Annotated in this window: 12 protein-coding genes; 3 read left to right on the forward strand and 9 right to left on the reverse strand. The window is 75.4% G+C overall.

The window, feature by feature from the left end; all coding sequences use genetic code 11:
* Positions 1-96 precede the first annotated feature (96 nt).
* Positions 97-990 carry a DUF72 domain-containing protein gene (locus ACTJIY_RS13345; protein WP_440674339.1) on the forward strand — a complete coding sequence of 298 codons (894 nt, stop codon included), beginning with the start codon at positions 97-99 and terminating at the stop codon, positions 988-990.
* A gap of 113 nt (positions 991-1103) precedes the next feature.
* Positions 1104-2093, forward strand: a complete 990-nt coding sequence (coaA, locus tag ACTJIY_RS13350) for a type I pantothenate kinase (protein ID WP_440674338.1) — start codon at positions 1104-1106, stop codon at positions 2091-2093.
* 27 nt (positions 2094-2120) lie between these two features.
* Here the strand turns inward: coaA and ACTJIY_RS13355 are convergent, their stop codons facing one another.
* The 9 genes from ACTJIY_RS13355 to ACTJIY_RS13395 all read right to left on the reverse strand — a co-directional run bounded on the left by ACTJIY_RS13355 (position 2121) and on the right by ACTJIY_RS13395 (position 12361).
* Positions 2121-2843 carry a DedA family protein gene (locus tag ACTJIY_RS13355; RefSeq protein WP_253050824.1) on the reverse strand — a complete coding sequence of 241 codons (723 nt, stop codon included), beginning with the start codon at positions 2841-2843 and terminating at the stop codon, positions 2121-2123.
* Between the two features lie 258 nt (positions 2844-3101).
* Positions 3102-5648 carry an ATP-dependent helicase HrpB gene (gene hrpB, locus ACTJIY_RS13360; RefSeq protein WP_440674337.1) on the reverse strand — a complete coding sequence of 849 codons (2547 nt, stop codon included), beginning with the start codon at positions 5646-5648 and terminating at the stop codon, positions 3102-3104.
* 56 nt (positions 5649-5704) lie between these two features.
* Positions 5705-6304 carry a peptide deformylase gene (locus ACTJIY_RS13365; protein ID WP_353707808.1) on the reverse strand — a complete coding sequence of 200 codons (600 nt, stop codon included), beginning with the start codon at positions 6302-6304 and terminating at the stop codon, positions 5705-5707.
* A 38-nt stretch (positions 6305-6342) separates the two neighbouring features.
* Positions 6343-7704 (reverse strand): phosphoglucosamine mutase, encoded by a 1362-nt coding sequence (glmM, locus tag ACTJIY_RS13370; protein ID WP_253050821.1) that lies wholly within the window; start codon positions 7702-7704, stop codon positions 6343-6345.
* A 145-nt stretch (positions 7705-7849) separates the two neighbouring features.
* Positions 7850-8338 (reverse strand): 30S ribosomal protein S9, encoded by a 489-nt coding sequence (gene rpsI / locus ACTJIY_RS13375; RefSeq protein ID WP_047234563.1) that lies wholly within the window; start codon positions 8336-8338, stop codon positions 7850-7852.
* 45 nt (positions 8339-8383) lie between these two features.
* The gene (rplM, locus tag ACTJIY_RS13380; protein WP_253050820.1) at positions 8384-8827 is read right to left on the reverse strand and encodes a 50S ribosomal protein L13; all 444 of its coding nucleotides are present in this window, start codon (positions 8825-8827) and stop codon (positions 8384-8386) included.
* A 170-nt stretch (positions 8828-8997) separates the two neighbouring features.
* Entirely contained in the window at positions 8998-9930 is a 933-nt protein-coding gene (gene trhO / locus ACTJIY_RS13385; protein ID WP_440674336.1) for an oxygen-dependent tRNA uridine(34) hydroxylase TrhO, read from the reverse strand.
* A gap of 64 nt (positions 9931-9994) precedes the next feature.
* Positions 9995-11689 (reverse strand): ABC-F family ATP-binding cassette domain-containing protein, encoded by a 1695-nt coding sequence (locus ACTJIY_RS13390; protein WP_439158931.1) that lies wholly within the window; start codon positions 11687-11689, stop codon positions 9995-9997.
* A gap of 108 nt (positions 11690-11797) precedes the next feature.
* Positions 11798-12361 (reverse strand): DUF937 domain-containing protein, encoded by a 564-nt coding sequence (locus ACTJIY_RS13395; RefSeq protein ID WP_353707805.1) that lies wholly within the window; start codon positions 12359-12361, stop codon positions 11798-11800.
* A gap of 135 nt (positions 12362-12496) precedes the next feature.
* On the opposite strand from ACTJIY_RS13395, the gene ACTJIY_RS13400 reads away from it, so the two are divergent.
* The gene (locus ACTJIY_RS13400) at positions 12497-12898 is read left to right on the forward strand and encodes a DUF5709 domain-containing protein (protein WP_253050816.1); all 402 of its coding nucleotides are present in this window, start codon (positions 12497-12499) and stop codon (positions 12896-12898) included.
* Position 12899 lies beyond the last annotated feature (1 nt).

The raw sequence follows: 12899 nt of genomic DNA on the forward strand, positions 1-12899 counted from the left end.
CCCTCCGCGGGCGCACGATCCCGCGGTTTTTCGTCAGGCCCGCTGCCAAAAGCACCCCGCGCGCGTACGGCGCCGTGTCCGGCGAGGCTGGGTCTCGTGCCCACCGTGCGGATCGGCCTCTCGGGATGGCGCTACGCCGACTGGCGCGGCCCGTTCTACCCCGCCGGCCTGCCCCAGCGCCGCGAGCTCGAGCACGTCGCGTCGGTGTTCCCCGCGGTCGAGCTCAACGGGTCCTTCTACTCGCTGCAGCGGCCGTCGTCGTTCGCCGCGTGGCGAGAGCAGACGCCGGAGGGGTTCACCTTCGCGGTCAAGGGCCCGCGCTTCGTCACCCACATGAAGCGCCTGCGGGACGTGCGCACGCCCCTCGCCAACTTCTTCGCGAGCGGCGTGCTCGCCCTCGACGACCGGCTCGGTCCCGTGCTGTGGCAGCTCCCCGCACGCACGACCTTCGACGCCGGGCTGTTCGACGAGTTCCTCGCCCTCCTGCCCCGGTCGACGGCCGAGGCCGCCCGGCTCGCCCGCGAGCACGACGACCGCCTCCGCGCGCCTGCCTGGACCGAGGTGGGCGCCGACCGTCCCCTGGTCCACGCGCTCGAGCCGCGCCACGCGTCGTTCGCGAGCGCCGAGGCGCTCGACGTGCTCCGACGCCACCGGGTGGCGTTCGCGATCTCGGACGGCGCGGGTCGCTGGCCGCTCGTGGAGGCGGTCACGAGCCGCCTCGTGTACGTGCGCCTGCACGGCGACACCTCGCTGTACACGAGCGGCTACCGGCCGCACGTCCTCGACGCGTGGGCGGCGCGGGTGCGGGGCTGGTGCGAGGCCGGCCACGACGTCGAGGTCTACCTCGACAACGACGTCCACGCGCACGCCCCGGCCGACGCGCTCGCCCTCATGTCCCGCCTCCCGGGCCTCGCCCTGCCCGGGACCGGCCCGACCCCGGAGCCCGCACGCGGCCGGCGGCCCGCACGGTCCCGCGACGCCACGCGCTGAGCGCGGGGCGCGCGTCCCGGCACGGATGGAGCCCGCCTTGCCCGGCGGCACCCGACGTCCCCGGCTGGCGGGCCGTGCGCGGGCACCCGCACGCATCCGGCAGAATCAGGCGGGTGTCCTCCCCCGTCGACGACCCGTCCGACCTCCTGCCGGCCCACCTCGCGGCGCCGTCGTCGTCCCCGTACGTCGACCTCGACCGGGCGGTGTGGAGCCGCCTGTCGGAGTCGACGCCGCTCCCGCTCACGGACGACGACGTCACCCGGCTCCGCGGCCTCGGCGACCCCATCGACCTCGCGGAGGTCGACGCCGTGTACCGCCCGCTGTCGCGCCTGCTCAACCTCTACGTGACCGCGACGTCGGGGCTCCACGAGGCGACGTCGACGTTCCTCCGGGAGGAGACGGGCAACACGCCGTACGTCATCGGCGTCGCGGGCTCGGTCGCGGTGGGCAAGTCCACGACCGCGCGCGTCCTCCGCGAGATGCTGGCCCGCTGGCCCGAGACGCCGCGCGTGGAGCTCATCACGACCGACGGCTTCCTCTACCCCAACGGGGAGCTGGCGCGCCGCGGCCTCATGGACCGCAAGGGCTTCCCCGAGTCCTACGACCGGCGCGCGCTCATCCGCTTCCTGTCCAAGGTCAAGGCGGGCCACGCCGAGGTCAAGGCGCCCGTCTACGACCACCTCACGTACGACATCGTCCCCGGCGCGGAGGCGGTCGTGCGCAAGCCCGACGTGCTGGTCGTCGAGGGGCTGAACGTGCTCCAGCCGGCCCGGCCGAGCGCGCACGACGAGTCCACGGTCGCGGTGTCCGACTTCTTCGACTTCTCGATCTACGTCGACGCGCGCACGCGCAACATCCGGCAGTGGTACGTGGACCGGTTCCTCGCCCTGCGCCGTACCGCCTTCGCCCGGCCCGAGTCGTACTTCCGCCGCTACGCCGACCTCACGGACGAGCAGGCGGTCGAGAAGGCGAAGTCGATCTGGGACGCGATCAACGCCCCGAACCTCGAGCAGAACATCCTGCCGACGCGGGGTCGCGCGACGCTCGTGCTCACCAAGGGCTCGGACCACTCGGTCCAGCGGGTCCGGCTGCGCAAGCTCTGACGCGCGGCCGACGGGTGCCCCGCGGACTCACGAGGCGCGCGGTGCCGCGCCCGGCCGGTTCTCCGAGGTGCTCGGCTCGTCCGCGGTCTCCGGCGCCGGGGACGCCGGGCCCTCGGCCTGCGGCAGCTCGCCCTTGCGGCGCGCGCGCATCATGAGCACGCGGTCGATGACGAACCCCGCCGCGATCCCCAGGACGACGCCCACGACCATCGCGAGGAGCGGTTCGTGGCCCAGCCACTGCGCCGCGACGAGGCCGATGAGGACCGAGTACACCGCCCAGGTGACGGCCGCGATCCCGGAGAACGCCATGAACCGGCGGCGCGGGTAGCCCACGGCGCCGGCCGTCATGTTCACCGCGACGCGCCCGACGGGGATGTAGCGCGCGGCCAGGATGAACGACGCCCCACGGTGGGCGAGGGCCCGCTCCGCCCATGCCACGGCCTTGCGGCCCCGTGGTGAGCGCAGGAACCGGACGCGGTCGGTGCCGATGGCGCGACCGATCGAGAACGCGATCTGGTCGCCGGTCCACGCTCCGGCGGCGGCCACCAGGAGCACGAGGAGCAGGTTCGGCTCGCCGGTCGCGTGCGCGGACACGGCGAGCGTGATGACGACGGACTCGCTCGGGATGGGCGGGAAGAACCCGTCGATCGTCGCGAAGCCGAACAGCGCGGGATAGATCCACGCGGACGCCGCGAGGGCGAGAATCCAGGTCTCCAGATTCTCCAGGAAGGTCGACACGGCGTCGGGCAACGGCGTCCTCGTTCGTCGGCTGGCGGGGAGGCCAGGCGGGCGGCGGCGGCAGGTCGGGCGTCCTGCGCCACGACAAGCCTACGGAGCGCGACGACGTCGACCATCAGGGAAACCCCCGGTTCGCCCCTGAGGATTCCCGCCCGGCAGCGCCGCGCCCGGTGACGAGTCTTCCGCGTCGCGGCGCGCGGCGTCGTCATCCCGACGAACGACTTCCCGCAGCGGGGGCGTACGTCGTGAGGACCAGGGCCTTCCCCCGGCTCAGGCGTCGCGGCGGCGCGGGCGCGGCGTGCCCCGCAGCGGCAGGGCGGTGCTCGGGTCCTCCGGCCACGCGTGCTTGGGGTAGCGGCCCCGCAGCTCGGCGCGCACCTGCGGGTAGCCCTGCGCCCAGAAGGAGGCCAGGTCCGCCGTGACCGCCGCGGGTCGACCCGCCGGGGACAGCAGGTGCAGCAGGACGGGCACGCGGCCGTCCGCGACGCGGGGCGTGCTCGTCCAGCCGAACGTCTCCTGCAGCCGGACCGCGAGCACCGGCTGGTCCTGGTCGTAGCCCACCACCACGCGTGACCCGCTCGGGACCTCGAGCCGCTCGGGCGCGAGCGCGTCGAGGCGCGCCGCCTCCGGCCAGGGCAGCAGACGGCGCAGCGCCCCGGCGAGGTCGGTGCCCCGGCCCCGGGCGACGGCCGGGAGGTCGGGCCCCAGCCAGACGTCGACGGCGTCCAGGAGCGCCTCGTCGCCGACGTCGGGCCACGGGTCGCCCAGCACCCGGTGCAGGAACCGCAGGCGGTCCCGGAGCCGGAGTGCGCCGTCGGACCACGGGAGGCCGTCCAGACCGTCCCGGCGCAGCCCGTCGCGCACGGTCGCCGCGAGCAGGTCCGCCGGCGGGTCCCGCCACGGCTCGCGCGCGAGCTCGATCGCGCCGAGCGTGGTGACCCGGGCGGCGCGCACGCGCCCGCCCGTCCACGCGGCGACGCCGCTCGTGCGCAGCGCGGGCGCCGCAGCGGCTCGCGCCGTCGCCTCGTCGACGGGCGCGGCGGACCGCACGACGGCGTCGGCACGGCCCGCCGTGCGGTCCACGTCCGCGACCGCGAGCCACGGCGCGCCCTGCAGCGGCGAGCCCGCGGGCAGGCGCGCGCCCGCCCCGGACACCAGGAGGTAGGTCTCTCCGCCGGGTCGCAGTCGGGCCAGCCGGTCGGGGTGCGCGAGCGCGACGACGTACCCGACGGCGGCGTCGTCGGTCAGCCGGGACCGTGCGGCGGGCCCCCCTCCCCGGGCGGAGCCGTCCTCGGCCGCGGCGGCGCGTGCCACCCGTTCGAGGCGGTCGCGCTGCGCGGCCCACGCGCCGGTCCCCGGGCCACCGCGCCGCGCCGCGCGCAGCGCCGCCGGCAGGTCGGCCCCGGGCACGCGCACGTCCTCCGAGAGCAGCGCCACGACCTCCGCGGCGAGCCGCGGGCCGACCTCGGGGACAGCGTCGAGCAGGGCGCGGGCGCGGCGCGGGTCGGCGGGCACGGAGACGATCCGGCGCCCGAGCGGCGTCACGCCGTCGGGCCCGACGGCCCCCAGCCCCTGCAGCACCTCGCGGGCGGCCGCCCAGGCGGCCGGGGGCGGCGGGTCCAGCAGCGCGAGCCCCGCGCCGTCGGGAGCCCCCCAGCACGCGAGCTCGAGCGCGAAGCCGGTGAGGTCCGCCGTGCGGATCTCCGGCTCCGGGTGCCGCGCGAGGCGCGCGTGGTCGCCCTCCGACCAGCAGCGGTACACCGCCCCCGGGCCCTCGCGCCCGGCCCGCCCCGCGCGCTGCTCGGCGCCGGCCCGGCTGACCGCCACCGTCACGAGCCCGGGCAGCCCTCGGCGGACGTCCGTGCGGGGCTCGCGCGCGAGCCCCGCGTCCACGACGACCCGGACGCCCGGGACCGTGAGCGACGACTCCGCGACCGCCGTCGACACCACGACCCGGCGCCGCGGCCCGGGCTCGAGCGCCCGGTCCTGCTCGTGCGGGGGCAGGCGGCCGTGCAGCGGGCGCACGTCGACGTCCGAGAGCCCGCGCGCCAGCAGGCCCGACACGGTGTCCACCTCGCGCGCGCCGGGGACGAACACGAGCACGTCGCCCGTGCGCTCACGCAGCGCGCGGTGCGTGGTGGCGACCACGTGGTCGAGCAGCGCGGGCGACGTACCGCGGACGTCGGTGCGCGGACCGCGCGCGGGGCACCAGACGACGTCGACCGGGTGGAGGCCGCCCTGGACCTGCACCACGGGGACGGGCCGCGCTCCCCCGCCGAGCGCCTCCGCCGTCCGCCCCGCCTCGACCGTCGCGGACATCGCGACGAGCGCGAGGTCGTCGCGCAGGTTCTCGCGCACGTCCGCCAGCAGGGCGAGCGCGAGGTCGTCGTCCAGGTGCCGCTCGTGCACCTCGTCGAGCACGACGCCCGCCACGCCCGGCAGCTCCGGGTCGCGCTGGAGCCGGCGGACGAGCGTGCCGGTGGTGACGACCTCGACCCGGGTCCGTCGCGACGTCCGCGACTCGCCCCGCACCGTGTAGCCGACCGTGCCGCCGAGGTCCTCGCCGAGCAGCGACGCGAGCCGGCGGGCGGCCGCCCGGGCGGCGAGCCGCCGCGGCTGCGTCACGACGACGCGGCCGTCCGAGGCACCCTCCAGGGCCACCGCGAGGGCCGGCGGCACGAGCGTCGTCTTGCCGGTGCCGGGCGGTGCCTGGACGACGACGGCCCCCTCCGCGCGCACGGCGGCGACCACCTCGACCAGGTGACGGCCCACCGGCAGGTCGGGCGGTGCGGCGAGGAGCTGGGCGAGCGGGTCCATCCCGGTAGTCTCGCGCGACGACCCGCCGGACCCGAACCGCGGACGACGGCCCGGGCTCAGCCCGGGTGACCCGGGAGCCGCGCGACCCCGAGCGTGGACGCCAGCGTGCGCAGGTCCGCGGCGTCGACGTACAGCTCGCCGCGCAGGTGGTCGGTCTCGTGCTGGACGATCCGCGCCGCCCACCCGGTGAGCACGTCGTCGAACGGCTCGCCCGCCTCGTCCTGCCCGGTGAGTCGCACCGAGCGGGCGCGCGTCCGCTCCGCCTGCCAGCCGTGCACCGAGAGACAGCCCTCGAAGAACGTCCTGGTCTCGTCGCCGACGGCCTCGTACCGCGGGTTGACGAGCACCCGGAACGCGAGCGGGGGCCGCTCGCGCTCGTCGTCCGCGTCGGGTGCGCCGGGGTCCTCGACGACGGCGATCGCGAGGCCGATCCCGACCTGCGGCGCGGCGAGCCCCACCCCGGGCGCCGCGTGCATCGTCGCGCGCATCGCGTCCAGGAACCGGGGCAGCACGTCGCCGAGCTGCCCGGCGTACGGCACGGCCGGCGTCCGCAGCACGGGGTGGCCCGCCTGGACGATCGGCAGCACGCCGTCGTCGTACGCGTCGAGGAGCGCGACCACGTGCTCGCGCAGCCCCTCGTCGACCCCCTGCCGCACGCCTGCCGCCCCCCGGTCGGTCGTCCGCCCCGCCGCGCTCACAGCGCGAGCCGCTCGCGCACGACGCCCGCGAGCCGCGCGGCCACCGCGTCGGCCTGCTGCTGCGTCGCCGCCTCGACCATGACGCGCACGAGCGGCTCGGTGCCCGAGGGACGCAGCAGCACGCGGCCGGTCTCGCCGAGGGTCCGCTCCGCGTCCGCGACGGCGGCCCGGAGCTCCTCGTCGCTCGACGCCCGTGCCTTGTCCACGCCGGGGACGTTGAGGAGGGTCTGCGGGAGGCGCTGCACGACGCCCGCCAGGTCGGCGAGCTTCTGGCCCGTGGCCCGCACGCGCGCGGCGAGCTGGAGCGCCGTGAGCACGCCGTCACCCGTGGTCGCGTAGCGCGACAGCACGATGTGCCCCGACTGCTCGCCCCCGAGGCCGTACCCGTGCGCCCGCATCTCCTCCAGGACGTACCGGTCGCCGACCGCGGTCTGGACCGTCGTGATCCCCGCGTCGCGCATCGCGAGCAGGAGGCCCAGGTTGCTCATCACCGTCACGACGAGCGTGTCGTGCGGGAGCGCGCCCTCGTCCTGGAGCGCGAGCGCGAGGACGCCCATGATCTGGTCGCCGTCGACGACGGTGCCCCCGTGGTCGACCGCGATGCAGCGGTCCGCGTCGCCGTCGAACGCGACGCCGAAGTCCGCCTCGGACGCCACGACGACGGCCTGGAGCTGCTCGGGGTGGTTCGAGCCGCACGCGGCGTTGATGTTGCGGCCGTCGGGGCTCGCGTTGATGACCACGACGTCCGCGCCGGCCGCGCGCAGCGCCGCGGGGCCGACGTCGCTCGCCGCGCCGTTCGCGCAGTCGACCGCGATGCGCAGGCCCGCGAGCGGCTTGTGGTCCTCGTCCGCGCCGATGCTCGCCATGAGGTGCTCGACGTACGCCCCGCCCGCGCGCCCCGAGTCCGGGGAGATCCGGCCGACCGCGCCGTGCGTCGGACGCTGCCACTCCTGCCCGAGCAGGCTCTCGATCCGGTCCTCGACCGCGTCGTCCAGCTTGACGCCGCCGCGCGCGAGAAACTTGATCCCGTTGTCCTGCATCGGGTTGTGGGAGGCCGAGATCACGACGCCGAAGTCGACGTCCATGGTGCTCGTCAGGTAGGCGACGGCGGGCGTCGGCAGCACGCCCACGTCCTTCACGTCGACGCCCGCGCTGGCGAGCCCCGCGATGAGCGCCGCGCCCAGGAACTCGCCCGAGACTCGCGTGTCGCGCCCCACGACCGCGCGCGGCCGGTGGCCTTCCTCCTGCCCGCTGCCGAGCACGCGCGCCGCCGCGACGCCGAGGTCGAGGGCGAGCTCGCCCGTCACGTTGCCGTTCGCCAGCCCGCGCACCCCGTCGGTGCCGAAAAGCCGTCCCATGGAAAGTCCTTCCTCGACCGGCCCGTACGTCGACCGTACGACCGCCTGGCCTGCCCCGCCCTCGGCGGGCTTGGTCATCGTCCCTCACAAACGACGTCGGCCCCGGTGGACGAGGTCCACCGGGGCCGACGAGCGCAAGCGCGGATCAGCGCTTGGAGTACTGCGGTGCCTTACGGGCCTTCTTGAGACCGGCCTTCTTGCGCTCGACGACGCGCGCGTCGCGAGTGAGGAAGCCGGCCTTCTTCAGCGCGGGGCGGTTGTGCTCGGCGTCGATCGCGTTGAGCGCACGCGCGATGCCGAGGCGCAGCGCACCGGCCTGGCCGGAGGTGCCGCCGCCGCTGATGCGGGCCACGACGTCGAAGCGACCCTCGACGTCGACCAGCTTCAGCGGGGAGTTCACGAGCTGCTGGTGAACCTTGTTCGGGAAGTAGTCCTCGAGCGAGCGCCCGTTGATCTTCCACTGCCCGGTCCCGGGGACGAGGCGCACGCGCGCCACGGCCTCCTTGCGGCGGCCCAGGGCCTGGCCGGGGGCGGTGATGCTCTGGCCGCGGCCCGTGGGGGCGGCGGACTCGGAGGTGTAGGTGCTGGGCGTCTCGTCGCCCAGGGTGTCGGTGTCGACGGTGGTCTCGGCCACGGGTGGTGTCCTCGCGTCTCTCTGTGCGCTACGCCTGGGCGGCGATTACTGCGCGACCTGGGTGATCTCGAACGGCTTCGGCTGCTGCGCGGCGTGCGGGTGCTCGGCACCCGCGTAGACCTTGAGCTTGCCGAACTGGGCGCGACCGAGGGTGGTCTTGGGGAGCATGCCGCGCACGGCCTTCTCCACCGCACGCTCGGGGTGCTTGTCGAGCAGGTCGCCGTAGGGGACGGCACGCAGACCACCCGGGTAGCCGGAGTGGTTGTAGGCCATCTTCTGCTCGCGCTTGTTGCCGCTCAGGGCGACCTTGCCGGCGTTGATGACGATGACGAAGTCACCGCCGTCGACGTGCGGAGCGAAGGTCGGCTTGTGCTTGCCGCGCAGCAGGGTGGCCACGTGGGTGGCCAGGCGGCCCAGGACGACGTCGGTCGCGTCGATGACGTACCAGTCGCGCTGGACGTCGCCGGGCTTCGGGGTGTACGTACGCACGGTCGTAGCCTTCGTTTCTGTCTCAGAATGTCTTCTTCGGCCGCTGAAGCGTGCGGCCGAGAGGGCAGGTCGTTGCGCGGCGGGCTCGGTCGGCACCCGCTCCTTGGCCGGCAGCGAGTGGGCGCGCTAGCGACACGGGTGTCGTGAGATGAGCACAACGACTCACCAGACTACCCGCGGGTCGGGCCGCCGGTCAAAGCGGCCGGACGGGGATCCGGGCGCTCGCCCACGCACGTCGCGCAGCGGACCGAGCGTGCGACGTGCACGCAGTCCGGGCAGTACAGGCGCAGCGTCCGGCAGCTCGGGTCCGCGCAGTTCTCGTACTTCGCCGTCGCCGCGCCGCAGCCGGTGCAGGACCCCAGCGGGGTCGACCCCGGGCCGAGCTCGACGTGCATGCGCTCGTCGAAGACGTAGAGCGAGCCCTCCCACAGTCCCTGCGACCCGAACGCCTCGCCGTACCGCACGACGCCGCCGTCGAGCTGGTAGACCTCCTCGAAGCCGCGGGCGGTCAGGAGCGCGGACAGCACCTCGCACCGCACGCCCCCGGTGCAGTACGTGACGACGGGCCGCTGCTTGAGGTCGTCGTAGCGGCCCGAGTCGATCTCGGCGACGACGTCGCGCGTCGTGGCGACGTCCGGCACGACCGCGCCGCGGAACCGCCCGATCTCGGCCTCGAACGCGTTGCGGCCGTCGAACATCACGACGTCGTCCCCCCGCTCGGCCACGAGGTCGTGCAGGGCCTGCGGGCTCAGCCGCGTGCCGCCGCCCACGACGCCGCTCGCGTCGACCACGACCTCGTCGGGGACGCCGAACGCCACGAGCTCGGGTCGCACCTTCACGGACAGGCGCGGGAAGTCGCGTCCGGTGCCGTCGGACCACTTGACGTCGATGCCCTCGAAGCCGGGGTACTGCCGGGTCGTCTTCACGTACTGCTTGAGGTCCTCGACCGTCCCGCCCAGCGTCGCGTTGATCCCGTGGTGGGCGACGATCACGCGTCCCGTGAGGTTCCACCGCTCCCCCAGCGCCCGCTGCCAGAGCTGCACCGCGCGGGGGTCGGGCAGCGGCGTGAAGGCGTAGAAGAGCACGATCTTGTGGACGGCCATGCCCACCAGGATAGGGACCGCGCCGGCCGCCACCGGCACGCGGCGGCAGCCCCGTACGCGGCGGCTACCGCGCCCGCTGCACGCGCTCGACGTCCCAGACCGGCTCCGGGGCCTCGACGACCTCCCCGTCCCCGCGGAACACGAGGTAGCGGTCGAACCCGCGCGCGAACCAGCGGTCGTGCGTCACGGCGAGCACCGTGCCCTGGAACGCCGCGAGACCCGCCTCGAGCGCCTCGGCCGAGTGCAGGTCGAGGTTGTCCGTCGGCTCGTCGAGCAGGAGGAGGGTCGCGCCGTCGAGCTCGAGCAGGAGGATCTGGAACCGCGCCTGCTGGCCGCCGGACAGGGTCTCGAAGCGCTGCTCCGCCTGGCCGACCAGCTCGTACCGGTCGAGCGCGCGGCTCGCGCCCTCGCGCCCCATCCCCGCCCGGTGCCCGTCGCCGCGGTGGAGGATCTCCAGGAGGGTCCTCCCCCGCAGCTCCGGGTGGTCGTGGTTCTGGGCGAACCAGCCCGGCCGGACCCGCGAGCCGAGCACCGCGCGACCCGTGTGCGCCACGGGGTCGGGCCGGACGCCGTCGGACGTCGCGGGGTCGGGCACGACCCCGGGCTCGGGGTCGCTGCCGCCCGCCGCGAGGAGTCGCAGGAAGTGCGACTTGCCGGACCCGTTGGAGCCCAGCACCGCGACCCGCTCGCCGAAGAACACCTCGAGGTCGAACGGCTTCATGAGGCCCGTGAGCTCGAGCGACCGGCACGTCACGGCGCGCTTGGCGGTCCGGCCGCCGGCGAGGCGCACGGTGACGCGCTGCTCGCGCGCGAGCACCTCCGGGGGGCCCGCCTCCTCGAACTTGCGCAGGCGCGTCTTCGCCGCCTGGTACCTGCTCGCCATCCCGTCGTTGTAGGCGGCCTTGGTCTTGAGCGTCTGCACGAGCTCGCGCAGCTTCGCGTGCTCCTCGTCCCACCGCCTCGCAAGCTCCGCCAGGCGCTCGCGCCGGTCCGCGCGCGCCTGCGCGTAGGTCGCGAACCCGCCGCCGTGCACCCAGACCGTCCCACCGCCCGGCGTCGGCTCGAGCGTCGCGACCTGCGTCGCCGTGCGCGACAGCAGCTCGCGGTCGTGCGAGACGTAGAGCACCGTCTTGGGCGACGCGACGAGCCGCTCCTCGAGCCAGCGCTTGGTCGGCACGTCGAGGTGGTTGTCCGGCTCGTCGAGCAGTAGCACCTCCTCGGGCCCGCGGAGCAGCGCCGTGAGCGCCAGGCGCTTCTGCTCGCCGCCGGACAGCGTGCGCACGTCGCGCCACTGCGCCTTCTCGAACGGGACGGACAGGACCTCGTCGGTCACCTCGTCCCACGCCGTCTCGGCGTCGTAGCCCCCGACGTCGGCCCAGTCGACGAGCGCCTGGGCGTACCGGAGCTGGGCGGGCTCGTCGTCGACCGTCATGATGTCGTGCTCCGCCGCGGCGAGCTCGAGCGCCGCCTCCTTGACCGCGGCGGGCGCGAGCTCGACGAGCAGGTCCCGGACCGTGCGGTCGTCGTCGATCCGCCCGACGTCCTGCCGCATCACGCCCAGGCCGCCGCTGCGCACGACCGCCCCGCCATGCGGAGCGACGTCGCCCGTGACGATGCGCAGGAGCGTCGACTTGCCGACGCCGTTCGGCCCGACGAGCGCGACCCGCGCGCCGTCCGCGACGCGCAGGCTCACGCCGTCGAGGAGAGTGCGTCCGTCGGGCAGGTGATACGTGACGTCGCTGAGGTCGAGGTGTCCCACGGCCTCATGGTCTCCCGGCCGGGCCCACCGGGTCACGCGGATTCCGCGCTCCCGGACCGCGCCGGCACCGCTGCACCCCGTGCACGACGGCCGCGGGTGCCACCGGGCTCAGCGCCGACCGCCCCCGAGGAGCCCGCCCAGACCGCCCAGGAGGTCCCCGAGGCCGCCCCCGGACCCGCCCGAGCCGCCGCCCAGCAGCCCGCCGAGCAGGTCGCCCAGCCCACCGCCGCCGGCGCTCTCCGGCGCCGCCGTGGAGGAGCCCGCGCCCGCGTCCTTGCCGCCGAGCTGCTTCGCCAGGAACGCCAGCGCGATCGGCGCGAGCGCGGGGAGCACCTTCGAGAGCAGACCCTGCTGGGTCCCCGTCGAGTCGGCGAGCTGCGCGACGACGGCCTCCTCGTTCGACCCGAAGACGTGGCGGACGATCTTCTCGCCGTCGGCCGTGTCCACGTCGTCGAGGTTCACCCCGCCCTCCACGAGCGACGGGTCGTGCTGCGTGAGCGCCTGGCCGAGCGACGCCGCGCCGGCCGGGTCCTGCGCGTTCGCCCGGAGCCCGCCCAGCAGGGCAGGGAGCGCCGCGCCGACGGCCTGCTGCGCCGTCGCCTCGTCGACGCCCAGCCGACCGGCGAGCTGGTCGAGCGGGATGGTGGACAGGATGTCGTCGATGCCGGCCATGGTGGTCCTCGGTTCTCGGGGTCGTTCGGGAGGCCACGGCGCGCGCGACCCGTGCCACGGTACCGCCCGCGGCACGTCGGTGCAGGTCCGGGCGCAGATGCTGCGTCCGGCCGCGCGAGGTGCCACTGTGGACGCATGAGCGAAGACACCACCGGCACCAGCCCGGACCCGGAGACCGGCGCCGAGGGCGACAACGACCAGCTCCAGGCCGAGGACACGCTGCTCGACCGCGGCGTGGACGACGTGCTCGACGAGGGCTACTCCCCGCCCGACCGCCCCCGCACGAACCACTACGGCGAGACGCCGTGGGAGGAGGTGCACGGCGAGACCCTCGACCAGCGTCTCGCCGAGGAGGAGCCCGAGGACTGGGAGCGCGACCCGCTCGAGCGCCCCGACGACACCCGGTCGGGCCGCCTCGTCGCAGACCCTGACGCGCTCGACGGCCGCCAGAACGACACGTACGCCGACGACGAGGGCATCTCCGGGGGCGCCGCGGGCGCCGAGGAGGCGGCGGTGCACGTCGTCGAGGAGCCGTGAC

The sequence above is a fragment of the Cellulosimicrobium sp. 22598 genome (genome assembly GCF_052044445.1).
GTDB lineage: Bacteria > Actinomycetota > Actinomycetes > Actinomycetales > Cellulomonadaceae > Cellulosimicrobium > Cellulosimicrobium cellulans_G.

Bases quoted from the DNA above. Each gene is read 5' to 3' on its own strand.
- hrpB (WP_440674337.1), bottom strand. From the start codon at position 5,648: ATGGACCCGCTCGCCCAGCTCCTCGCCGCACCGCCCGACCTGCCGGTG.
- glmM (WP_253050821.1), bottom strand. From the start codon at position 7,704: ATGGGACGGCTTTTCGGCACCGACGGGGTGCGCGGGCTGGCGAACGGC.
- trhO (WP_440674336.1), bottom strand. From the start codon at position 9,930: ATGGCCGTCCACAAGATCGTGCTCTTCTACGCCTTCACGCCGCTGCCC.
- ACTJIY_RS13395 (WP_353707805.1), bottom strand. From the start codon at position 12,361: ATGGCCGGCATCGACGACATCCTGTCCACCATCCCGCTCGACCAGCTC.
- ACTJIY_RS13400 (WP_253050816.1), top strand. From the start codon at position 12,497: ATGAGCGAAGACACCACCGGCACCAGCCCGGACCCGGAGACCGGCGCC.